We start from the raw sequence: 23655 nt of genomic DNA, 5'->3' as shown, positions 1-23655 counted from the left end.
TTTTATGCTTACTTCGGCGATATCTTTAACAGCTTGCCGTTGCTTTCATCAGTTAATACATACAGATAGCCATCCGGCCCAACCTGTACCTCACGGATACGCAGCCCCAAACCTTCGAGCATCCTGTTCTCTCCCATGACTTTTTTGTCTTTCACATCCAGCTGGATAAGCGTGGTTTCTTTCAATGCGCCAACAAACAGCGAGTTCTGCCACTGTGGGAATTTGCTGTTGTTATAGAAGGCCATGCCGCTGACGGCAGGCGAGATACGCCAATAGTAAACAGGATCTTCCATGCCTGGCAAATGTGAGCCTTTGGCTTCCGGGATTGGCATGCCGGAATAGTCGATGCCGAAAGTTGCGACCGGCCAGCCGTAGTTTTTGCCCGCTGCCAGGATATTAACCTCATCACCCCCACGCGGACCGTGCTCGGTTTCCCACAGATCTTTGGTCCAGGGATTGTAGGCTAAAGCCTGTGGATTTCGATTGCCGTAAGTAAAGATCTCGGGGCGCGCGCCCTTTAATTTCACGAAAGGATTATCGGCAGGAATGCCGCCCTCTGGCGTCAGGCGAATCACCTTGCCGCGCAGCGAGTCGAGCTGCTGCGCCTGAATGCGCTGATTATTATCGCCGAGTGACATTAGAATATTGCCATTCGGATCAAACACTAACCGCCCGCCGAGGTTGATACCGCTTTCCAGCGCCGGTTGTTCAACGAAAATCGTTTTAAAATTTTCAAGATGCAGCCCGTCAGCGGAAAGCGTGCCATAACCTAGCTCGGCGTGCGGCTCTCCCTTGTCATCCTTGGCTGCAAAGCTTAAATAAACGCGCCGACTTTTCGCAAAATCCGGTGCCAGCCGCACATCCCACAACCCGGCCTGTGCTTCTAACCACACTGCGGGTACGCCGGTAATCGCCGCAGACAACGGTTTCCCCGGCTGCCAAAGGCGCAGATTACCGCTGCGCTCGGTGATTAGCGCGCCCTGATTATCAGGCAGAAAGGCCAGCGACCACGGATGATTGAGCCCGGTTAGCTCAGTATGAACATTTACTGCAACTTTTGGCACTGGCTTACTGGCCGGCTGAGCAATAGCCAGCGTGGGTATTGCCAGCGCGCCCGCCAGCAGCAGGAGTTGCCAGGGACGTTTGGATTGCTTGAGCGATAGCGGCATAAGTGGAGGTCCTTTTCTGTCCAATAAAGTCTCATTTTAGACCAGTACTTTCCGCTAAATGTATAGGTTCTGTAAAGGTGCCAATCCCTAACTGCCTGAAAATCGAAGGCTCGCGAATAGATTGCGATCGTTTTTAGTCTGCCCGCTCATCTTCACGATACGCGGGCTTTTATATTAGAGCCCCTTAGCGTCCGGCAAAAGAGACTAAAGCTTCACCGTCAAGGCGGTAGCGCACCCACTCATCCATTGGCTTGGCCCCTATGCCGAGATAAAAATCAATCGCCGGTTTATTCCAGTCGAGCACGCTCCACTCGAGGCGAGCGCAGCGGCGTTCAACCGCCAGTTGTGCAATTTTCTGAATCATCGCCTTGCCCGCCCCCAGCCCACGAGAATCCGGCGAGACGTACAAGTCTTCCAAATAGATACCGTTGCGGCCCATCCAGGTGGAATAGCTGGTAAAGAACACCGCGTAACCCACTGCTTTACCAGCGACTTCACAAATCAGCGCTTCCGTAACACTGCCTTCGCCAAATAGCGTTTCGAGGATCTCCCGAGGGTTGGTTTTAACTTCTACCAACGCTTTTTCATATACGGCAAGTTCAACAATCATGTCGAAGATGGCCTGTGCATCATCGGCCACGGCGGAGCGGATTTTAAAACTCGTCATTGTTTCTGTCCCTGTTTCTGTTTACTTGAATGCCAATAGCATAAACTCTGTTCACTGTTGAAATAAGTGCAATATCATCAATGGAAGTTGAATATTATGCATTCTACCCTGCGCCGACTCGATCTTAATTTGCTGCTGGCATTCGATGCTGTTTACCGCCATCAGTCCGTTACTCTTGCCGCTGATGAATTGGCGATGAGCACTTCGGCGCTGAGCCATGCCCTAACCCGCTTACGAGGCGCGTTAAACGATCCGCTATTTTTCCGTGAGGGGAATCAAATGCGGCCCAGTGTTTATGCCAGTCAACTAGCACAACCCGTGGCAGAATCACTGCGGCAGCTAAACGACCACCTGAAACCTAAACCTCTGTTTGACCCCCTGCAGAGCAAAGTTTGCTTTAAGGTGGCCATTACCGATTACACGGCATTCTGTATTTTCCCGACCCTGATGGCGCATTTGCAGCACAGCGCGCCCGGCGTACAGTTTGAATTACAATATTCAGCACAAAAACTGGCCATCAATGAATTACTCGCCGGTCATCTTGATTTTGCTCTTGGGTTCAGCGATCCCGACGAGAAAGGGCCTGATGAAATTCATGAAATTAGCTGGCTGGAAGACAGCTATATTGCCTTGAGTGGCAAAAATACTGCATCACTCTCAATGCAGGACTATCTCGCCGCACGGCATTTAGTGGTCACGCCCTGGAATGAAACTATGGGGGTCATTGACTATCAACTGCAGAAAATGGGGCTTGCGCGGCACATCGCCATGAAAACTCCGTCTATGCTCAGTGCTCCGTTTATCATTGCACAAAGCGATTTATTGATGACTATTCCCCGTTTCGCAGCACAAAAGTTTACTGACTTGCTTGAGGTAAGAATTCATCCGATTCCTTTTTATGTGCCGCCATACCGGGTAAAAATATACAGTCATCGTTTTAGCGGTAAGCGTGAAGCCAATCAGTGGCTACAAAATGTTTTCACGCTGCTCTCTCCCTCGTTGACCCGGCCGTGATAAATTTTTAGAAACTCTCAATGTGATGCAGGTCACACTAGCGACAAAGAAAATTTAATTGTATGATGAATGAATATTTAGACTAGGGTAAAGGCCATGAGAACTGCACTATCACTACCAATTCAATATATACGGGCATTTGTGCTGATTTATGCCTGCTTATATGCTGGGAACGCGATTTCCGCCCTGTTGCCACTGACCATTCCTGGCAGCATTATCGGCATGCTTATCCTGTTCACCCTGCTTTCAACGCAAATCCTGCCTTATCAATGGGTCAAGCCGGGCTGTAGCGTGTTAATCCGCTACATGGCTCTGCTGTTTGTGCCTATTGGCGTTGGAGTGATGAACTATTACGATCAGCTGCGCACCCAGTTTGGTCCATTGCTGGTTTCATGCGTAGTCAGCACGTTGATTGTTTTAGTGGTGGTGGCATTTTCTTCTCACCTCATTCACGGCGAGCGACCGGTAGCGGGTAAAGCGGAGGATGAAAAATGAGTCAGATCTGGTGGTCCCTGCCGTTAACCCTGCTGGTTTACTTCGCCACCCGCAGGCTGGCAATCAAGCTGCGTATGCCGCTGCTTAACCCTTTGCTGATGTCGATGGTAATCATTATTCCTTTACTGCTGGTCACTCACATTCCGTATGCACGCTATTTTGCCGGCAGTAAGATTCTGAATGACCTGTTACAACCGGCGGTGGTTGCACTGGCTTTTCCACTGTACGAACAGCTGCACCAGATCCGCGCGCGCTGGAAATCCATCATCAGCATCTGCTTTATCGGCAGTGTGGTAGCGATGACCACAGGCACGGCGATCGCTTTATGGATGGGCGCAACGCCGCAAATTGCCGCCTCGGTCCTGCCTAAATCAGTGACAACGCCCATTGCCATGGCCGCCGCGCAGTCGATTAACGGTATTCCGGCGATAAGCGCGGTATGTGTGATTTTCGTTGGTATTCTCGGTGCGGTGTTTGGCCATAGCATTCTGAATTTGCTAAAGATAACCACCAAAGCCTCACGAGGGTTGGCAATGGGCAACGCCTCGCACGCTTTGGGAACCGCTCGCTGTGCCGAGGTCGATTATCAGGAAGGCGCGTACAGCTCTCTGGCGCTGGTGATTTGCGGCATTATTACTTCGCTGCTGGCCCCGTTCCTGTTTCCTATCCTGTTAAAACTGTTTGGTTAATCCTTTATTTACTGCGGCAGGGATTGCCGCACCATTTTCAGTCATTGGGACCCGCCGACACCCGCCCTGATGGATCATTTTAGTTCAACGCTTTAACCTCCCCCATTCTCACGCCGCGCTCCACCAGCCAACCGCTCTCTGTTTTTATAAATTTTAATATTGATAAAATTTTGGCCTCTTTATTGCTTGGTAGATTGCCCTGTATATACAAGCTACTTTCTCCAGCCAATAAGGATTATTGCCATGCAGCCTACCTCCTCGCCAGAATCCCAAGATTCAGTTGATGCTTTGCTCAAGCAAACCTGGGCACTGATCGATGAAAAGAAAGGCATCTTCTGGGACCTCAGCGATCGTATCTGGGAAACGCCTGAGGTTAACTATACCGAGTTCAAATCTTCAAAAGCGCATTTGGAACTGTTGAAACAGCAGGGATTTCGCGTGACCGAAGGCGTGGCAGACTTACCTACGGCGATGATGGGGGAAGCAGGCGCAGGCGGTCCGATAATTGCCATTCTGGGGGAATATGATGCCTTGCCGGGGCTGAGCCAGCAGGCCGATGTTGCTGAACCTTTGCCTCTGCAAGACGGCGCCAACGGTCACGGCTGCGGCCACAATATGCTGGGTTCTTCTGCGCTGCTGGCAGCGACCGCAGTAAAAGATTATCTCGAAGCCAGCGGGCTGCCGGGCCGAGTCCGTTATTACGGCTGCCCGGCGGAGGAAGGCGGCTCCGCCAAAGGATTTATGGTGCGCGCCGGGTTGTTTGACGACGTTGATGTCGCCATCTGCTGGCACCCTGGCGCGTTTAACGGCGTGATGGATGCCAACTCGCTGGCCTGTAACGAGCTTAATTATCACTTTTCTGGCCGTGCTGCCCACGCAGCGGCGACACCGCATCTCGGTCGCAGCGCGCTGGATGCCGTGGAGCTGATGAACGTCGGCATCAACTATTTACGCGAACATATGCCGACCAGCGCGCGCATTCACTATGCGATTACCGACAGCGGCGGTTTCTCGCCCAACGTGGTGCAAGCCAAAGCCACGGTCCGTTATCTGGTGCGCACCCGCACCCTGCCTGAGCTGACCGAACTGCTTAAACGCGTCGATAAAGTCGCTCAGGGCGCTGCGCTGATGACCGAAACGACCATGAAGAGCAACGTCCTCTCCGGTGATGCCAATCTGATCGGCAACCGCGTGCTGGAAGAGCTGATGCAGTCTCATCTTGAACGGCTGGGTGGACCGGGTTTCGACGATGCCGACCGCGCTTACGCCGCGCGTTTTCAGCAGACTATGTCGCAAGAGGAAATCAGCAGCGCCTTCCAGCGCATGGGGCAAGAATATAAGCCGGGTGAGTTGCTGTGCGACTACGTCGTGCCGCTGGATCGTCCTGAAAGCTCGATGATTGGCTCTACAGACGTCGGTTCTGTCAGCTGGGTCGTGCCGACCGTGCAATGTCGCAGCGCAACCTACACCATTGGCACGCCGGGCCACTCGTGGCAGCTGGTAGCCCAGGGTAAATCCTCACTGGCGCACAAAGGACTGACCCACTCTGCCAAGCTGATGGCCAGCACTGCCCTGAATCTGTTTACCCGGCCAGATCTGATTATCGCTGCGAAAGCCGAGCACGATCGCCGACTGGCCGGCACGCCGTTTGTAAATCCTATTCCTGATGATGTACAGCCGCCGTTCCCCGGTAGCCATTGATTGCGCCCCGACTGACAAGGAATAAGAAATGGGTAATCTGGGATTTTTTGAGACGCTGAGCTTTGGCCCCGGAGGTTGGGGGCCGATGCTGTTATCCGGTGCGCTGATGACCGTTGCCCTTTCGCTGTCCGGCTTTTTACTGGCTGCGGTGATTGGCGGAGTATTTTCGTGGGCAAAAATCAGTGGCAATCGGCCAGTGCGTTATTTCGCCGATGCCTACACCACGGTGGTTCGCGGCATCCCCGACCTGCTGATTATCTATCTGCTGTACTTTGGCGGCAGTCAGATCCTGACCAGCCTCGGCAAGCTGTTTGGTGAAGGGCAGTTTATTAGCTTCCCCGGTTTTCTGGCCGGTATGTTAGCCGTGGGAATTGCTGCCGGAGCGCAGCAGACGGAAGTATTTCGCGGCGCTTTCTATGCCATCGCGCCCGGGGAGCTCGAAGCTGCCAAAGCCTTTGGCATGAGTCCGTGGGTGCGCATTCACCGCATCATTATTCCCCTGCTGCTGCGTCACGCGCTGCCAGGCATGGGCAATGTCTGGCAGTTGGTGCTAAAAGCCGCAGCGCTGGTGTCGGTGACCGGTCTGGCCGAACTGATGAACAAAGCGCAAACCGGCGCCGGGTCTACCGGTAAGCCGTTTGACTTTTACTGTGCCGCCGCGCTGCTGTATCTGGTGATCTCGGCCTTTTCCGGCTGGTCGCTGCGTCGAGCGGAAGTACATTATTCTCGCGGGGTTAAACGCTGATGGATTTTCCATTCCTGTGGGACACCTTGCTACAACTGCTGCCCGGTATTCCCCTGACGCTGCAACTGACTTTTTATTCGATAGTGATGGGCTTTTGTCTGGCACTGTTACTGGCTTTTGCCCGCCTCTCGCCCTATCGCTGGCTCAGCGAGCCCGCGCGCTGCTACGTGTTCTGTTTTCGCGGCACGCCATTGCTGGTACAGCTATTTTTGATTTACTACGGGCTGGGTCAATTCGAAAGCGTTCGCCACAGTTTTTTATGGCCAATACTGCGTGAGCCCTACGGCTGCGCGCTGCTATCACTGTCTTTGTGTACTGCGGCCTACGGCAGCGAAATTCTGCGCGGCGGCCTGCTTGCTGTTCCGCACGGAGCCATCGAAGCGGCCCGGGCCTGTGGTATGTCGCGCCTGTTAATGGTGAGGCGAATTATTTTTCCCATTGCCATCCGTCAGGCGTTACCGGCCTACGGCAACGAGCTGATTTCTATGGTTCAGTCCACGTCGCTGTGCTCAATCATCACCCTGATGGATATCACCGGCATTGCCGCGCAGATAATTTCCGACACCTATCGCGCGCTGGAAGTATTTTTGGTGACTGGCCTGATTTATCTGCTGATCAATTTGGTGATAAGCCGCCTGGTGATGCTGGTCGAGTACCGCCTCACTCCCCATTTACGCGCTCCGGTGACCCGCACGGTAAAAAAGCCGGTGGGTGAGGTGCATTAATCAATCCATTTTTTCGTGCCCAATGGCACAACATCCAGCGGTTATTTAATCAATGCTATAAAAAGAGGTTATAAAACATGAAATTGGCAAGACTGGTCAGTGCATTGTGTTTAGCGGCAACGCTGTCTGTGAGTTTTAGCAGCCACGCGGAAGAAGGAAAAAAATGGACCGTAGTAAAAATTGCCACCGAGGGGGCTTTCCGCCCGTTTAACTTCACTAAACCTGACGGCACACTGGACGGCTTCGAAATCGATTTATACAAGGTTTTGTGCCAGAAAATGAACGTCAAATGTGAAATTGTGGTGCAGCCTTTTGCCGGGATCATTCCAGCCCTCAACGCCGGTAAGTTTGACGCCATTATTGACGGCCTGTCAGCCACTGACGCCCGTAAAAAAATCATCGATTTCTCGATCCCCTACAGCAATGCAGGACAGACTTTTGCGGTGCTGAAAGACAGCCCGCTGGCCAAAATGCCAGACCTCGGCAAGCGTTTCTCACTGACCACCGATGAAGCCGGAGCCGAAGCCGAAGTGGCAAAAATCGCACCGCTGCTGAAAGGGAAAATTGTCGGTGTGCAAGGCTCGTCAATTGGCGAACAGTTCCTGCAAAAATATATGAAAGGTATCGTGACCATCCGCCAGTATAAAACCACTGAGGAGCACGATCTGGACCTTAAATCAGGCCGCGTAGATATGGTCTTTGCCTCGGCAACCTATTTGACCGGTGCGAAAGCCAAGCCCGGGAACGAGGATATCCAGCTGGCTGGACCGCAGTTTATTGGCGGGCTGCTCGGCTCGGGTTCCGCAGTGGGTATCCGCAAGAGCGATCCTGAGTTGAAGAAGATGTTTGACGACGCCATCATGCAAACCAAGCAAGACGGCACGCTGAAAAAGCTGGCTCTGAAATGGTTCGGGACGGATACCGTTCCGCAGTAAATTCAAAAATACCTCCCTTGAAGTTTGGGGAGGTATTTTATATTAATAAGTAGATTTTAATTAGCTTAGGGTATTTTTTTAATGTAATGCATTCGCCAGCGTTGATAATAATTAAACCTCGATGCTATCTGTTGTTTTAAGATCACCTCTGCAACAATGATGTAACTTAAAAGCATTTACCCATAGTTAAATAAGAGATTAAATATTAAATTTAATAAAAAACAATTTAGCTTAACAGTTTGAAATCTAATTAATGGCACCTGAATTACTTCAAACCTTAATGTATTTATACAAGAACTTCTTTTTCAGACCTGATGCTGCCACATACTATCATCTCGCTATTAGACATACATGAAGCATATGAAATATCATAACAAGAAGCTGATAATTGATACATTAACCTAAAAAAAGCAACATCAAGGCTCATCAAAAACCCTGAAAATAATGCATCAAGACAAAATAAATGTAATTAAAGAAATATTTAATAAAAAAAGCCCCTACCTTATTATTATGACTATAAATACCTTGTTTAAATGGTTGTTTAACCCATGAGCCTTGACAATGACTCACCGAGCTCACAATATAAATAATCATTACCTTCCATGGTCAACCTATTTATTATAATTTTAAATTTTATAATAAAAGGTTTTTTTATACGAGAAAATACATCCATGAGGCCTTTATCAACACCATCAGCATGTAAAAAAAAGGTTTGCTCCACCGATAGTAACTTGCCGCTTCAGCTTAGCTTTCGTGAAAAAGTACTGCATATTCTTGTTATCAAACTGCGCCACTACGGGGACGTCCTGCTGACAACGCCACTTCTCAGTACGTTACGAATAAATTATCCCCACGCGGTAATTGAAATGCTGGTATACGGGGACACACATACGATAATCAAAGGTTATCCCTATGTCGGCAATGTCTACACCGTAGATCGTACTCTCAAAAACAAAGGCGGCAGGGCACAATATCTCGGTGAGAAAGATTTATGGAAACGACTGCACAGCACCCACTACGACATGATAATCAACCTATCTGACCAATGGCGAGCGGCGCTTTATTGCCGAGCACTAAGACCCACCTATAGTCTTGGGTTCAGATTCCCCAAGCGAAATCATCGATTATGGCAAGCTTGCCATACGCGTTTGGTCGATATGAACGGACACCAACAGCAACATACGGTTCTCAATAACCTCAGTATTCTGGCTCCTCTTGATTTACCTACACGAGTCACCAAGGTTACCCAGAGCTATCAACAATGCGATATCGATGAGGCTCAGAAATTAATTGAGCGTCATCAACTCACTGACTATGTGCTGCTACAACCGACAGCCCGCTGGGCATTTAAAACCTGGTCAGTAGCCAATTTTACAGAAATAGTTAATCATCTCACGGCCACCGGCCGAACGGTCGTGCTGTGCTCAGGGCGATTGACTAGTGAAATCAGCGTTGTCGATGCCATTCAGGCTAACTGTAACCTGCCGCAAAAGGTCATCAATCTGGCAGGCGAGCTGGAACTTTCGACACTTGCAGTAATCATTGAGCGTGCAACGCTATTTATTGGTGTAGATTCGGCCCCGATGCATATGGCCGCTGCGCTGCAAACGCCCTGCGTTGTTCTATTTGGACCGAGTAATCTGGCACAGTGGTCACCCTGGCAGGTTAAACATACTCTACTTTGGGCTGGTGATTATCGCATTTTGCCTACCCCAGAAGAGGTCAATACCAACACTGAAGAACGATATCTCGACGCCATTTCAGTCATTGATGTCATTCAAGCGATTGATCAACAACTTAACAACTTAATGCCGACTTTGTGATTTTTTATAGCAGTACTTTCGATACGCTCATATTAAAAGGTTTAAGTTATGCTAACGTTCACACGGTCTCAAAAAACCAGTGTCATGCATTTAGGTTATCGCTTCCGAGCTTTTATTGCCTTTTTGCTCGGCATTGCAATTCCAACCTCCACGGCTCTGATGAATATTACATTAGGGTTCGTCGTGGTTAGTCTATTATGGCAAAGAGATCTGCGCCTGGTCTTTTCACTGGTTAAAAAACCTATTATCGTGCTACCGCTGCTTATTTTTATCCTGTTGGTTATTTCGCTGTTTTTAACCCACAACTCAGATGGCCTAAAAATGGTCAATAAATATGTTAAATTGTTGTTGATATTGCCACTCGCGATGTTTTTTAGCACCAATGCCAATCTGAAAAACCGGTTTATCTGTGGATTTTTATTCGCCAATTTCATCATCTTAATAATTAGTCTTTTGTTCGGACTTGGAGAAATTACCTTTGGCGGTTTTGATCCTCATAACCCCACGGTTTTTAAACTTCAAATAACACAAAATGTGTTTATTGCTTTCGCTGCACTGATATGGCTGGCAAAAGCTGTGGATGAAAAAGGCCCGCTACGTTGGGCATACAGCCTACTTGTGCTGTTAGCTTGCTGTAACGTGCTTTTAATGGTGCAGGGTCGCACGGGCTATGTTGCTCTTTTTGTCAGTTTTGCTATCTGGTTATATTTGACATTCCCGACTCGACAGAGAATAGCTATTTTGGGATGCGCAGTAGTCGTTATCACTCTTTTGACGATAATCCCCAATCGGGCTGTACAACGGCTTCATCAAGGCATGCAGGAGATTCAAGGCTGTTTACTAGCTTTACCCACTGATGAAAAACAGGCCTGCGATAATTCGATGGGACAACGCACTGCCTTTGCCCGAGAATCATTACGCCTTATAAAACAATCACCTCTATTAGGAAACGGTTCTGGCAGCTTTTACTATTCAAATTTAAATACCGGCTATAGTATTAATAACCCACACAACCAGTACCTACTTGAAACAGTGCAAAATGGACTGCTGGGATTATCAATTTTTTTAGGGTGGATGCTTTGCTGCCTGCACGCAGCATGGAGGCAACAATGGAAAATACGCAATCTATTCATTGCGTTAATCGGTAGTTACTTAGCCTGCAATCTCTTTAATTCTTTTTTACTAGATATATCGGAGGGGTATTTTTTCATTCTGATGGTCGCAATACTTGCAGCGAGTTCAGCAACAATAGAGGGTGAAGAACAATCAGTTGCGCAATCCTCATGATAATTGACTACGGGGTCTTGAAGAGTGCTGATTCCAATTAGCTTGCCTGATTTACACTCTTCCAATTGACATTCTTGCAATAAACTCCGCCGCAAAGGCCGGCATCGGGCCAGGCTCTTCGCCACGCAATTCACAGATCATTCTACGTGCCGCTTCTCTACCCATCTCGTAAACGGGCTGATCAATCACTGACAGCGGCGGCGTAACAATCTCGGTCCACGGAAAATTATCAAACATCACAAATGAAACATCCTGCGGTACCCGCAGCCCGCGATGACCCAACTCGCGTAACAGACTCATGGCAATCACACTGTCCGAGGCGATAATTGCGCTTGGCGGAACTGTTTCATTAAACAACTGCTCGATAATCCCCGCTATCGCCCGCTCGCTGCTGGCAGAACCGCGAATTAGCTCAGGAATAAACGCTAACGCCTGCTCGGCAAAAGCCAGCTCCATGCCCGCAACCCGCTGTGCTACCGGCGTCAGGCCAAGCTCGTCGTAACAGGCAAAAGGCTTGCTGAAGGTCATGCTGGTAAGATAGGCAATACGGCGATGCCCTGCCGCCAGCAGCGCCAGCGTGGCCTGTTTCGCCGAGGCGGTAAAATCAATGACGATGGCCTCAACGTCAAGATCAGGCACCGAACGGTCAAACAGTTTTAACACTCTGCCGTCGGCAACGATCTGCGCCAGATGCTGATTGTCATTGGGAAGCGAGGAGCAAGGCGCAATGATCACACCATCGACCTGCTTATCGAGCATGACTCGCACCGCATCCTGCTCGACCGCCAGCGTTTCGTCGCTGTTGCTCAGCAGCAGGTGAAACCCCGCCTGCCTTGCCACGTCGGAGATGCCGCGCAGCGCCAGCCCAAAGTGCGGATTTTCGATATCACCGACAATCACCCCGAGCGTATTGGACTTGCCAGTATTCATGCTGCGCGCCAGCTCGTTGGGCCGATAAGCCAGCTTTTCTGCCGCAGCCATCACTCGAGTCAATACTTCTTCACTGACCGAACCGTATCCCCCCAGCGCCCTTGCCGCCTGGGCTTTGGAGACCTGAGCTTCGCGGGCGACGTCCGCCACTGTCGGCGCTTTACTGCGCAAGTTGCCTGTTGTCATAAGTTATTCGTATCACACCTTTGGTTAAGGGCAATTGACTGTCGGATAAAGCCGTTGCTAGTATCATCATAACTGATTTGAGACCGGTCTCACAACGATTGAACTCACTGATCAGCACCTGCATTGAGACCGGTATCTAAAAAAATATAAAGAACCGGGAATCAATAGTCGTTGATGTTAAATACAACAAAAACGGACTCACCATGAAATCGCAAAAGACCCTGATTAAGCTGGCTACTGCACTGATCGTTTCAGTTTCACTCTTTTCTCTTTCGGCCCCGTTCGCCTTGGCAGCGGGCAAGCAGGACAACCCTTACGGGCTTATCGAACCCGGCGAACTGCGAGTGGCCAGCCTGGGTGACGCCAAGCCTTACACCTTCACCGACGCCTCGGGCAATTTCACCGGTTTTGATGTCGAATTTTTTACCGATGTTGCTCACCGAATCGGCATTAACAAGGTCAGTTTTATCGGGCAGGATTTCGCTGGCATTTTACCCTCGGTGGCAAACGGTCGCTATGACGCGGGAGTCGCGGCGATTGGTATCACTCCGGCGCGTTCAAAAGTGGTCGATTTCTCCGACGGCTATCTGGCAGGTTATCTCACCGTGCTGACCCGCAAAGATTCCGGCGTGACTGATGTGAAAACGCTGGCGAAACATCGTCTGGCGGTGGTTCAGGGCACATTGCAGGAAAATTACGCGGTGGAGCATTTTACTCAAACCGATCTGGTCCGCTTCCCTGATAACAACGCGGCGATATCAGCGCTGAATAACGGCACGGTTGACGCCGACTTTCTGGATTACGAGGCGGCAAAAGACTACGCCGCGCGTTATGGTTTAGTACACGCAGCCGATATTCCTTCTTTTGATGCACCGGCAGGTTTCGCTATTGCCAAAGGTAATCCGGCATTCAAGGCCGCATTGGACAAGGCAATTCAGGCCTCGATGCAGGACGGCACCTGGAAAAAGCTTTACCAGAAATGGTTCCCTGGCTCACCGATGCCAAAACAATACCTGCCGCATGAGGGTTAATCCCCCCTGTTTCCCGCAGTCTCTTTTCATCCGCTGGTGAGGGCAACCTCACCCCGTTAAAGAGCGAGTCTCTGTATGAGCCTGTTCGAAATGCTTCACCGGACGTTCTTCGATTTCAGCTCGATGGCCGAAGTGCTTCCTCAGCTGTTAAAAGTCGGGCTGATGAATACGCTGATTATCTCGCTGGCGGCGACGCTGCTGGGGACGAGCATCGGGCTGATTCTGGCGTTGATGGGGATCTCCCCCTCACGCTGGTTGCGAGTTCCTTCGCGCATTTATACCGATCTGTTTCGCGGCCTGCCATCGATCCTGACTATTTTGCTGATTGGTCAGGGACTGGCTCGTTACAGCTATGAACTGTTTGGCCCTTCGCCCTACCCGCTGGGGATTTTTGCCCTGAGCCTGATTGCCAGTGCTTACATGGGGGAAATTTTCCGCGCCGGGATCCAAAGCGTGGAGAAAGGCCAGCTTGAAGCCTGTCGCGCGCTGGGCATGAGCTATGGTCGCGCCATGCGGCTGGTGATTGTGCCGCAGGGTATTCGCCGAGTGCTACCGGCGCTGGTGAACCAGTTTATCGCGATTATCAAGGACTCGTCGCTGGTTTATCTGCTCGGCCTGATGGTCAACGAACGCGAGCTTTTTCGCGTCGGCCAGGACGCCGCCGTGCTTACCGGTAATCTGTCGCCGCTGATGCTGGCGGGCCTGTTCTACCTGATGATCACTGTGCCGATGACTCACCTTGTCAACTACGTCGATGAGCGTTTTCGCACCGGTCGGCGCAAAATGACGCGCCCGGTCAGCAGTCTGAAAGAGGTCGATGAGCTGCAACAACTGAATTCACGCACCGCTGCCAGTAATAGCAGCACGCCTTTAACCAGCGAACGGGGGCAATAGTCATGACCTTAGCCACTCCCTCGACTGAAGCAGTGCCGACCTTTCACGGTGCCAGTGTGGAAATAAGCAATCTGACGCTGGCCTTTGGCGATATTCAGGTGCTGCGTAATGTTTCGCTTAAAGTTGCGCCCGGCACCACCACCTGCATCATCGGGCCTTCTGGTTCCGGCAAGTCAACCCTGCTGCGCGGCATTAATCGCCTGCACGAACCGCAGTCCGGCGACGTAATTGTTTCTGGCCGTTCGGTGTTGAAAGACTCGCCCGACGCTCTGCGGCTGCGAATCGGCATGGTGTTCCAGCATTTTAATCTGTTCCCGGATCACACCGCGCTGGAAAACGTTGCGATGGCGCCGTGGAAAATCAAGAAACTGCCCAAGGCACAGGCCTACCGGTTAGCGGCAGAACGGCTTAAAGAAGTCGGACTGGAGCAGCGTGCAGATCATCGCCCCCGCTATCTTTCCGGCGGGCAGCAACAGCGCGTCGCCATTGCCCGTGCGCTGGCGATGGACCCGGAGGTGATGCTGTTCGATGAGGCAACCTCGGCGCTGGACCCTGAACTGGTGAAAGGCGTGCTGAACCTGATGGCCGACCTGTGCCGCCGTGGCATGACAATGATTGTCGTCACGCACGAAATGGGGTTTGCCCGCAAGGTGGCCGATCAGGTGATTTTTATGGATGAAGGCGAAATTGTCGAATCCGGTACTCCGGAGCAAATTTTTGATAACCCGCAGTCTGCGCGGTTGCAGCGCTTCTTATCCGAAGTGCTATGAATTTTAATCACGCCGCTGAAACCGCGTGAGTCATTAAATCAGTTATTAAACAGAAGGTTAATAAATTATGTCATTGGACAACGAGAAAAAAAGCACCGTGGTGCTAGGTGGCGGAATTATTGGTATTTCCACTGCTGTGCATTTGCTTCGCCGTGGGCAACAGGTGACGCTGATTACCGAGGCCGAGCTGGTTTCAGGCGCATCGGGAAGATCCCTTTCCTGGCTCAACTCAGCGGCCGATCGCACGCTGGAGTATCACGCGCTGCGCATGGCCGGAATCGACCGCTATCGTACTCTTTTTGCCCAGGACCCTTCCCGCGACTGGCTGCGTTTTGACGGCGGCCTCTTTTGGGGTGAAAACAAGCAGCAAGAGACGCTGGCTCGCTACAATTACGAGACCGCGCACGGTTATGATTCCCATCTGACAGGAAAACATTCGGTTGAAAAAATCGACCCGCAGGTCGCGGCTTCTGCCGTTGCTGAAACCGCGCTATTTAATCCGGGTGAAGGATGGGTCAGTCTGCCGCATCTGGCTAATTTCCTGATGCAGGAGTTTTATCGCCTCGACGGCCAACTGATTGAACATGCAGGCAAATCTTCTGTAGTCACTGATGCCGGCGGCAAAGCGATTGGCATTAAAACCAACAACGGCGAGACCTTTGGCGGCGAGACTGTGCTGGTCGCCTGTGGCCCACAAACCCCTGACGTCGTTGCTCCGCTGGGTGTCACCATTCCCAACGATTCTCCGCTGTCGATGCTGGTACTGACCAAACCGCTGGAGAAAACCAGTAAAGTGGTGATGAACACTCCACGCGTGGCCATCCGGCCTAATCCGGGTAAAACTCTGGCGCTGGACCATGACTGGTACGAATCTTCAATTACCCGCGACGCCAACGGCGAATATTCCATTCCTGAAACCGTGGTCAATCAACTGGTCGCCGAAGCGGTCAACGTGTTGAATGGCGCAGAGCAACTGCAGGCGGCAAGCTGGAAGATTGGCCTGAAACCTATTCCTGGCGATGGTGAACCTGTGCTCGGCGAACTGGCAGGCGTGCCGGGCTGCTTTGTCGCTTTCACCCACTCTGGCGCCACGCTGGCGCTTATCATTGGCGAACTGCTGGCCAGCGAAATCGCCACCGGCCAAAAACACCCACTGCTCTCGACTTTCCGCCCAGAAAGGTTTGATGCTTGATTGGGATGCAGCGGGCATAGCCAATCAATTGGCCCGTTTGTCGGCGGGCCAATGTTTATTCAACTTGTTTTTATCAAATAAGTGATTGTTAAGCCGGTTGTAAATGACTGGAAATAAATTGCTGAAAACGCGGGGATCCGTTATCGCCAAACAGGTCTTGAGGGGTGCCTTTACAGTCAATTTCGCCCTGATGCAGAAACACGACCTGATTAGACACGCTGCGGGCAAAGCTCATTTCGTGAGTCACCACCAGCATAGTGCGCCCTTCCTCGGCCAGACTACGCATCACCTTTAACACTTCGCCAACCAGCTCAGGGTCCAGCGCCGAAGTCGGTTCGTCGAACAGCATAACGTCTGGGTCCATCGCCAACGCGCGCGCAATCGCCACGCGCTGTTTCTGACCGCCGGAAAGCTGTGACGGATAAAAGTCTTTGCGCTCAAATAACCCAACGCGTGCCAATAAAGCTTCAGCTTTCTCGATGCACTCTTTGCGACTTTTCTTCTGCACGTAGCGCGGGCCTTCCATCACGTTGTCCAGCACCGTCATGTGCGACCACAGATTGAAATCCTGGAACACCATTCCCAGTCGCGAGCGGATCTGTTCGACCTGTTTATGGCTGGCGGCCAACTGATTGCCTTTACTGTCGCGCTTCATCACGATGGTTTCACCGCCGACCGCCACGGTGCCCGAGTCGGGCGTTTCGAGCAAATTGATACAGCGCAGAAAGGTACTTTTACCGGAGCCGCTGGCACCTAAAATGGAAATCACATCGCCCTGACGTGCATCCAGCGAAATACCTTTCAGCACCTCGTGCTCGCCAAAAGATTTGCGGATGTCGATCATCGAAAGCGTGATAGGTGGGATCATGGGCGCGTTGCTCCTGTTAAACACTCCATTAAGTCACAGAAACAAGCAATAACGGGGCCAATATCCTCGCGCTTTGTAATTAAACGCGAGGAGTTTTAAACGTTCACTTTAATTAAGCGGCATGCGGATTGGATCAGGGTAAATATATTCGAACCCGAGCTCTTTCACGATGCGGCTGCCGTCCACCAGTTTGCCCCTTGAATCTTCAGGTTCAGCGGCAAAAGTCGGTTCTGGAAGGCCCAACTGGCGGGCCAGCAGCGGGTAAAATTGCTGTTTTGCCGGATGTGCGGGGGCACAAAGATTAAAGGTATGTCCGCCGCGCGGCAGATTCAGCAGCAGCTGGATGGCCGCCACGACATCATCCTGATGCACCAGATTGACGCCGTGATTTGCCCCTTTAACGCCCGTTTTACCGGCCAGGAATCGCCCTGGATGACGATCGGCGCCGACCAGTCCTGCCAGTCGCAACACATCAACCGAGGTATTGGGCAAATTGTGGAACCACTCTTCCAGCTCTTTAAGCACGACCCCTGCCGAAGTCACAGGTTCCAGCGGTGAGTTTTCACGCACGGTTCCTTTGCCTTCGCCATATACCGAAGTCGAGCTGGTAAACACGATGCGCGCAATATTGTGCGCCAACGCGCTGTCCACCAGCATTTGTACTGACTGGAAATAGAGCTCGCTGCCCTCGGGCGTGCGCCTGGCGGGGAGAGTGATAATTAGCGCATCGACATTTAACAACACTTCCAGATCGTCGGGATCGCACTCCAGAGTCACGCCCGGCGCGAAGTTGAGCTGATAGCATTCGATGCCGCTCATTCGCGCAGCTTCAACGCCGTCGAGAGTCGTTTTACTGCCGACCACTTTATATCCTTTGGCGCTTAGAGCAACTGCCAGCGGCATACCTAGCCAGCCTAAACCAATTATCGATACCTTCTTCATGCTGCTCTCCAGTGTGTTTCTCTGTTTACCACTGACTAAAAACCAGCCGTAGTGATAACCCTGACTGAATTTTTATCAGGCTTTGCCGATCAGTTTAGCAGGCTACCGCGGCCTTCTGCCTTAAACAACGGCCTAATATGTAATGATTTTTAAGCGATTACTGTCATTCGCCCAAAAGGTCCTTACCGGTCTTCTATACAATTCATTCGCAAAGCTCATTAGATACTGAAAGATATTAGATTTATTTATCAGGATAAAAAAAGGTTGCGCAGCTGGGCACGGTGGTTTAGGTTAATTGGCAACTGATTTAGAAACCTATGGCTGAAAGCAGCGGTAGGAATGAAAACCATTACAGAGAAACATAAAATGCTGAACATTCTGATTAACCACCATCATCACCATCATCCTGACTAGTCTTTCAGGCAGATTGGTGCTGGGAGACTTTTAAGATCTTCCAGTGGCGCAGAATGCAGCAGTGAGCCCTCGGAAGATTTCTTCCGGGGGCTTTTTTTTACCCTTAAGATTTTAAAAACGAATTAAATCAAAACTTTAAAGACAGAGGTCATTATGTTAGACAAAAACCGTTTACGTATCGCCATGCAAAAATCCGGTCGCCTTAGCGACGACTCCCGAGAGCTGCTGGCGCGCTGCGGAATTAAAATCAACCTGCAAGAGCAGCGCCTGATTGCCTTTGCCGAGAATATGGAAATCGACATTCTGCGCGTTCGCGATGACGATATCCCGGGTCTGGTGATGGACGGCGTGGTTGACCTCGGTATCATCGGTGAAAACGTGCTGGAAGAAGAGCTGCTGGCCCGTCGCGCTCAGGGTGAAGATCCGCGTTATTTCACGCTGCGCCGTCTGGATTTCGGCGGCTGCCGCCTGTCGCTGGCCACCCCGCTGGACTTCGATTATCAAGGCCCGCAGAGCCTTGGCAACAAACGTATCGCCACTTCTTATCCGCACATCCTCAAGCAGTATTTCGACAACAAGAAACTCGACTTCAAGTCTTGCCTGCTCAACGGTTCAGTCGAAGTGGCACCGCGTGCCGGTCTGGCCGATGCGATTTGCGACCTGGTGTCTACCGGCGCAACGTTAGAAGCCAACGGCCTGAAAGAAGATGAAGTCATTTATCGTTCCAAGGCGTGCCTGATTCAGCGCGACGGCGAAATGCCGCAGTCCAAACAGCTGTTGATCGACAAACTGATGACCCGTATCCAGGGCGTGATTCAGGCTCGCGAATCCAAATACATCATGCTACATGCACCAAGCGCACAGCTGGACGAGATAATCGCCCTGCTGCCTGGAGCCGAGCGCCCTACCATTTTGCCACTGGCCAACGACAAGCAGCGCGTTGCCATGCACATGGTGAGCAGCGAAACCCTGTTCTGGGAAACCATGGAAAAACTGAAAGCGCTGGGTGCCAGTTCAATTCTGGTGCTGCCAATTGAAAAGATGATGGAGTAACAAGATGCAAGCCAACGGTTTCTCTACCCCCATTGACTGGCAACAGTGCGACGAACAGCAGCGCCGCGAGTTACTGACTCGCCCTGCTATCGCCGCATCGGGCAGCATCACCGAGACAGTGACTGAAATTCTGACTCGCGTGCGTAATGAAGGTGATACTGCGCTGCGTGAATACTGTGCGCGTTTCGACAAGACTGACGTCAGCGATATTCGCGTGACCGCCGAGCAAATCGAGCAGGCTTCAGCGCGTTTGGGCGACAACGTCAAGCAGGCAATGGCCGTGGCGGTGCGTAATATCGAGACTTTCCACGTCGCGCAGAAACTGCCGATTGTCGATATTGAAACCCAGCCGGGTGTGCGCTGCCAGCAGATTACTCGCCCTATTGCGTCGGTTGGCCTGTATATTCCAGGCGGTTCAGCTCCGCTGCCGTCTACCGTATTGATGCTGGCGACCCCTGCACGCATCGCGGGCTGCAATAAAGTGATTCTGTGCTCGCCGCCGCCGATTGCCGACGAGATCCTCTATGCTGCAAAACTGTGCGGCGTGACCGAGGTTTACCAGCTCGGCGGCGCGCAGGCGATTGCCGCCATGGCGTTTGGCACCGAAAGTGTACCCAAAGTGGCTAAAATCTTTGGACCGGGCAACGCCTTTGTGACCGAGGCCAAGCGTCAGGTTAGTCAAAGCCTGAACGGTGCGGCGATTGATATGCCAGCTGGCCCGTCCGAGGTGTTGGTGATTGCCGATTCCGGCGCGACGCCAGATTTCGTGGCTTCTGATCTGCTTTCTCAGGCAGAACACGGCCCGGATTCGCAGGTTGTGTTACTGACGCCCGATATTGAAATCGCCAAAGCGGTGGCCGTCGCGGTAGAAAACCAGCTAAAAACACTGTCACGTAGCGAGATTGCCCGTAAAGCGCTGGAAAGCAGCCGCCTGATCGTAGCTAAAGATTTGGCGCAGTGTATCGAAATCAGCAACGCCTACGGCCCCGAGCACTTGATTTTGCAAACCCGTGAGCCAGAAGCGCTGGTCGACAGCATCACCAGCGCCGGTTCGGTGTTCCTGGGTGACTGGTCGCCGGAGTCTGCCGGTGATTACGCCTCGGGTACCAATCACGTGTTACCGACCTATGGCTATACCGCGACCTGTTCCAGCCTGGGTCTGGCGGATTTCCAGAAACGTATGACCGTTCAGCAATTGACCCCTGCCGGCCTGCTGGCTTTGGCACCGACTATTGAAACTCTGGCCCAGGCCGAGCAGCTGACCGCACACAAAAATGCGGTTACCCTGCGCGTTGCCGCCCTGATGGAGCGTAAGTAATGAGTGAGACTTCGAACAAAAGCGTTTCTGTGGTCGCGCTGGCACGTGAAAACGTCCAGCAGCTGACGCCTTATCAGTCGGCTCGTCGTCTTGGCGGCAAAGGTGACGTGTGGCTTAACGCCAACGAGTATGCGCTGGCCCCTGATTTTCAACTCACCGCGCAAACGTTCAACCGCTATCCTGAATGCCAGCCGGTAGAAGTGATCCGTCGCTATGCCGCCTATGCTGGCGTGCAGCCCGAACAGGTTCTGGTGTGTCGCGGAGCCGATGAAAGCATCGAACTGCTGATCCGCGCTTTCTGCGAGCCGGGCAAAGACGCCATCCTTTATTGCCCGCCGACTTATGGCATGTACAGCGTCAGCGCCGAAACTTTTGGCGTGGAAGGCCGTACCGTGATGGCCAAAGAGGACTGGCAGCTGGATTTACCGGCTATCGAACAGGCACTGGACGGCGTTAAGCTGGTGTATGTTTGCAGCCCGAACAATCCGACCGGCAATTTAATCAATCCGCAAGACATCCGTTCGCTGCTGGAAACGACTCGCGGCAAAGCCATTGTTGCGGTTGACGAAGCCTATATCGAGTTTTGCCCGCAGGCGACCGTGGCAGGCTGGTTAAAAGATTATCCGCATCTGGCTATTTTGCGCACGCTGTCAAAAGCCTTTGCGCTGGCCGGTTTGCGCTGTGGCTTTACCCTTGCCAATCCAGAGCTGATTGAAGTGCTGATGAAAGTCATTGCGCCCTACCCGCTGTCAACGCCGGTGGCAGATATCGCCGCGCAGGCGTTGAGTGAGCAAGGTCTCGCCGCGATGCGCCAGCGCGTTGCAGAAGTGACCAGCATTCGTCAGTGGTTAACGCAGGAGCTGGATGCCTGTGACTGCGTCGAGCAGGTATTTACCAGTGAGAGCAACTATTTACTGGTGCGCTTTACCGCGTCGAGCAGCGTGTTTAAAACGTTGTGGGATCAGGGTATTATCCTGCGTGATCAGAACAAGCAACCGAGCCTTTCCGGCTGCTTGCGTATTACCATTGGCACCCGTCAGGAATGCCAGCGCGTCATTGACGCATTACGTCCATTACCGGGCGCCACTTCATCTGTTCTTCAAAACAGCAGCGCCAGCAAGGAGCCTATGTGAGCCAGACCCCTGTAAGTCAAAAAATCCTTTTTATCGATCGTGATGGCACGCTGATTTCTGAGCCGCCGGAAGACTTTCAGGTCGACAGGCTGGATAAACTCGCGTTTGAGCCAGCAGTGATCCCTGCTCTGCTTGCTCTGCAGACCGCCGGTTTTAAATTGGTGATGATAACCAATCAAGACGGTCTGGGCACTTCAAGTTTCCCGCAGGAAACGTTTGACCCGCCGCACAACCTGATGATGCAAGTGCTGACCTCTCAGGGCGTAGTGTTTGACGATGTGCTGATCTGCCCGCACTTGCCTGCCGACAACTGCGACTGCCGCAAGCCTAAAACTCGGCTGGTGCAAAACTATCTTGACAGTGGCGTGCTTGATGTCACTAACAGCTACGTGATTGGCGATCGCGATACCGACATTCAGCTGGCGCAGAACATGGGTATTGCCGGTCTGCGTTATCAGCGCGACACGCTGGGCTGGGCGAAGATTGCCGAGCAGCTGACCAAGCGCGACCGTCATGCCAAAGTAAACCGCGTGACCCGCGAGACGGCTATCGACGTTGACGTTTGGCTCGACCGCGAAGGCGGCAGTAAAATCAAGACCGGCGTCGGCTTCTTCGATCACATGCTGGATCAAATTGCCACTCATGGCGGTTTTCGTATGAACATCGAAGTTAAAGGTGATTTGTATATCGACGATCACCACACGGTAGAAGACACCGGCCTGGCTCTGGGTGAAGCGCTGAACAAGGCGTTGGGTGACAAGCGCGGCATCGGACGTTTCGGTTTCGTATTGCCAATGGACGAATGTCTGGCACGCTGCGCGCTGGATATCTCCGGCCGCCCGCATCTGGAATATAAAGCAGAGTTCAGCTATCAACGCGTGGGCGACCTAAGCACCGAAATGGTTGAGCACTTCTTCAGCTCGCTGTCTTACGCCATGGGTTGCACGCTGCATTTGAAAACCAAAGGCAAAAACGATCACCACCGCGTCGAGAGCCTGTTCAAAGCCTTTGGCCGCACTCTGCGTCAGGCCATCCGCGTTGATGGCAACACCCTGCCGAGCTCGAAGGGAGTGCTCTAATGGACGTCGTTATTCTTGATACCGGCTGCGCCAACCTGTTTTCGGTCAAGGCGGCGGTCAAGCGTTTAGGCTATGAACCGGTGGTTAGCCGCGATTCTGACCTGGTGCTCAAAGCCGACAAACTGTTTCTGCCGGGCGTCGGCACGGCGCAGGCGGCGATGGATAAAATCACCGAGCGCGACTTGGTTGAACTGATCAAGGCCTGCACTCAGCCGGTGCTGGGTATTTGCCTCGGCATGCAGCTGCTGGCCTCATCCAGTGAGGAAAGCGGCGGTATCAATATGTTGGATATTATTGAGACGCCCGTCGCCAAAATGGCCGATCGCGGACTGCCATTACCGCACATGGGCTGGAATCAGGTCGCGGCCAAAGCCGGTCATCATCTATTTCGTGGCATCGACGAAAACGCCTATTTCTATTTTGTGCACAGCTACGCTATGCCGGTATGTGAAAACACTATCGCACAGACGCTTTACGGCGACTCGTTCAGCGCGGCGGTACAGAAAGATAACTTCTTCGGCGTGCAGTTCCACCCTGAGCGTTCAGGTGCCGCAGGCGCACAGTTGTTGAAAAACTTTTTGGAGATGTAAGCAGC

General features: G+C 52.0%; 23 protein-coding genes and 1 other annotated feature. Of the genes, 18 read left to right on the top strand and 5 right to left on the bottom strand.

Features of this window, described 5'->3' with window-relative positions; all coding sequences use genetic code 11:
• Positions 1-8 precede the first annotated feature (8 nt).
• Both AB3G37_RS10450 and AB3G37_RS10445 read right to left on the bottom strand, forming a co-directional pair.
• Positions 9-1169: a PQQ-dependent sugar dehydrogenase gene (locus AB3G37_RS10450; protein WP_369790632.1), complete on the bottom strand. Its 1161-nt coding sequence runs from the start codon at positions 1167-1169 to the stop codon at positions 9-11.
• Between the two features lie 184 nt (positions 1170-1353).
• Positions 1354-1836, bottom strand: a complete 483-nt coding sequence (locus tag AB3G37_RS10445; RefSeq protein WP_009636315.1) for a GNAT family N-acetyltransferase — start codon at positions 1834-1836, stop codon at positions 1354-1356.
• 96 nt (positions 1837-1932) lie between these two features.
• Here AB3G37_RS10445 and AB3G37_RS10440 point away from each other — a divergent pair, with 96 nt between their 5' ends.
• The 9 genes from AB3G37_RS10440 (at position 1933) to AB3G37_RS10400 (ending at position 11250) form a co-directional block, all read left to right on the top strand.
• Entirely contained in the window at positions 1933-2850 is a 918-nt protein-coding gene (locus AB3G37_RS10440) for a LysR family transcriptional regulator (RefSeq protein ID WP_369790631.1), read from the top strand.
• 96 nt (positions 2851-2946) lie between these two features.
• On the top strand, positions 2947-3345 hold the full coding sequence (locus AB3G37_RS10435; RefSeq protein WP_369790630.1) for a CidA/LrgA family protein: 399 nt from the start codon (positions 2947-2949) through the stop codon (positions 3343-3345).
• Complete coding sequence (locus AB3G37_RS10430) at positions 3342-4034, top strand: CidB/LrgB family autolysis modulator (RefSeq protein WP_009636318.1); 693 nt, start codon at positions 3342-3344, stop codon at positions 4032-4034. Before AB3G37_RS10435 ends, AB3G37_RS10430 begins: the two co-directional genes overlap by 4 nt.
• A gap of 243 nt (positions 4035-4277) precedes the next feature.
• Complete coding sequence (locus AB3G37_RS10425; protein ID WP_369790629.1) at positions 4278-5735, top strand: M20 family metallopeptidase; 1458 nt, start codon at positions 4278-4280, stop codon at positions 5733-5735.
• A 28-nt stretch (positions 5736-5763) separates the two neighbouring features.
• Positions 5764-6480, top strand: a complete 717-nt coding sequence (locus tag AB3G37_RS10420; RefSeq protein WP_009636320.1) for an ABC transporter permease — start codon at positions 5764-5766, stop codon at positions 6478-6480.
• Positions 6480-7205, top strand: coding sequence for an ABC transporter permease (locus tag AB3G37_RS10415; protein WP_369790628.1), 726 nt, complete (start codon positions 6480-6482; stop codon positions 7203-7205). The genes AB3G37_RS10420 and AB3G37_RS10415 overlap by 1 nt, the downstream gene beginning before the upstream one ends.
• A gap of 77 nt (positions 7206-7282) precedes the next feature.
• On the top strand, positions 7283-8140 hold the full coding sequence (locus AB3G37_RS10410; RefSeq protein ID WP_369790627.1) for a transporter substrate-binding domain-containing protein: 858 nt from the start codon (positions 7283-7285) through the stop codon (positions 8138-8140).
• A gap of 602 nt (positions 8141-8742) precedes the next feature.
• The gene (rfaQ, locus tag AB3G37_RS10405; protein ID WP_369790626.1) at positions 8743-9963 is read left to right on the top strand and encodes a putative lipopolysaccharide heptosyltransferase III; all 1221 of its coding nucleotides are present in this window, start codon (positions 8743-8745) and stop codon (positions 9961-9963) included.
• Between the two features lie 48 nt (positions 9964-10011).
• Complete coding sequence (locus AB3G37_RS10400; RefSeq protein ID WP_369790625.1) at positions 10012-11250, top strand: O-antigen ligase family protein; 1239 nt, start codon at positions 10012-10014, stop codon at positions 11248-11250.
• A gap of 51 nt (positions 11251-11301) precedes the next feature.
• Here AB3G37_RS10400 and AB3G37_RS10395 read toward each other — a convergent pair whose 3' ends face one another.
• Positions 11302-12366: a LacI family DNA-binding transcriptional regulator gene (locus tag AB3G37_RS10395; protein ID WP_369790624.1), complete on the bottom strand. Its 1065-nt coding sequence runs from the start codon at positions 12364-12366 to the stop codon at positions 11302-11304.
• Positions 12367-12569: 203 nt separating this feature from the next.
• Between AB3G37_RS10395 and AB3G37_RS10390 the strand changes: the two genes are divergently transcribed.
• From AB3G37_RS10390 to AB3G37_RS10375, 4 genes are all read left to right on the top strand, one after another.
• Positions 12570-13397 (top strand): ABC transporter substrate-binding protein, encoded by an 828-nt coding sequence (locus tag AB3G37_RS10390; RefSeq protein WP_369790623.1) that lies wholly within the window; start codon positions 12570-12572, stop codon positions 13395-13397.
• Positions 13398-13472: 75 nt separating this feature from the next.
• Complete coding sequence (locus tag AB3G37_RS10385; protein ID WP_369790622.1) at positions 13473-14291, top strand: amino acid ABC transporter permease; 819 nt, start codon at positions 13473-13475, stop codon at positions 14289-14291.
• 2 nt (positions 14292-14293) lie between these two features.
• Positions 14294-15061, top strand: a complete 768-nt coding sequence (locus AB3G37_RS10380) for an amino acid ABC transporter ATP-binding protein (RefSeq protein WP_009636327.1) — start codon at positions 14294-14296, stop codon at positions 15059-15061.
• 67 nt (positions 15062-15128) lie between these two features.
• Complete coding sequence (locus AB3G37_RS10375; RefSeq protein WP_369790621.1) at positions 15129-16253, top strand: NAD(P)/FAD-dependent oxidoreductase; 1125 nt, start codon at positions 15129-15131, stop codon at positions 16251-16253.
• Between the two features lie 88 nt (positions 16254-16341).
• Here the strand turns inward: AB3G37_RS10375 and AB3G37_RS10370 are convergent, their stop codons facing one another.
• Entirely contained in the window at positions 16342-17121 is a 780-nt protein-coding gene (locus tag AB3G37_RS10370) for an ABC transporter ATP-binding protein (protein ID WP_369790620.1), read from the bottom strand.
• A 108-nt stretch (positions 17122-17229) separates the two neighbouring features.
• Positions 17230-18063: an SDR family oxidoreductase gene (locus AB3G37_RS10365; RefSeq protein ID WP_369790619.1), complete on the bottom strand. Its 834-nt coding sequence runs from the start codon at positions 18061-18063 to the stop codon at positions 17230-17232.
• 389 nt (positions 18064-18452) lie between these two features.
• Positions 18453-18576, top strand: a sequence feature (His leader region).
• A 54-nt stretch (positions 18577-18630) separates the two neighbouring features.
• On the opposite strand from AB3G37_RS10365, the gene hisG reads away from it, so the two are divergent.
• The 5 genes from hisG to hisH are packed head-to-tail and all read left to right on the top strand — an operon-like array spanning position 18631 to position 23650.
• A complete protein-coding gene (hisG, locus tag AB3G37_RS10360) occupies positions 18631-19530 on the top strand; it encodes an ATP phosphoribosyltransferase (protein ID WP_009636331.1) in 900 nt (299 codons plus the stop codon).
• Between the two features lie 4 nt (positions 19531-19534).
• On the top strand, positions 19535-20848 hold the full coding sequence (gene hisD, locus AB3G37_RS10355; RefSeq protein WP_369790618.1) for a histidinol dehydrogenase: 1314 nt from the start codon (positions 19535-19537) through the stop codon (positions 20846-20848).
• Complete coding sequence (hisC, locus tag AB3G37_RS10350) at positions 20848-21981, top strand: histidinol-phosphate transaminase (protein WP_369790617.1); 1134 nt, start codon at positions 20848-20850, stop codon at positions 21979-21981. Before hisD ends, hisC begins: the two co-directional genes overlap by 1 nt.
• Positions 21978-23060 carry a bifunctional histidinol-phosphatase/imidazoleglycerol-phosphate dehydratase HisB gene (gene hisB / locus AB3G37_RS10345; RefSeq protein WP_369790616.1) on the top strand — a complete coding sequence of 361 codons (1083 nt, stop codon included), beginning with the start codon at positions 21978-21980 and terminating at the stop codon, positions 23058-23060. The genes hisC and hisB overlap by 4 nt, the downstream gene beginning before the upstream one ends.
• Positions 23060-23650 carry an imidazole glycerol phosphate synthase subunit HisH gene (gene hisH, locus AB3G37_RS10340; protein ID WP_009636335.1) on the top strand — a complete coding sequence of 197 codons (591 nt, stop codon included), beginning with the start codon at positions 23060-23062 and terminating at the stop codon, positions 23648-23650. The genes hisB and hisH overlap by 1 nt, the downstream gene beginning before the upstream one ends.
• Positions 23651-23655 lie beyond the last annotated feature (5 nt).

This window comes from Rouxiella sp. WC2420 (genome assembly GCF_041200025.1).
Lineage (GTDB): Bacteria > Pseudomonadota > Gammaproteobacteria > Enterobacterales > Enterobacteriaceae > Rouxiella.
The sequence above is the reverse complement of the archived record's forward strand: the minus strand, read 5'-3'. Positions and strand labels throughout refer to the sequence as shown.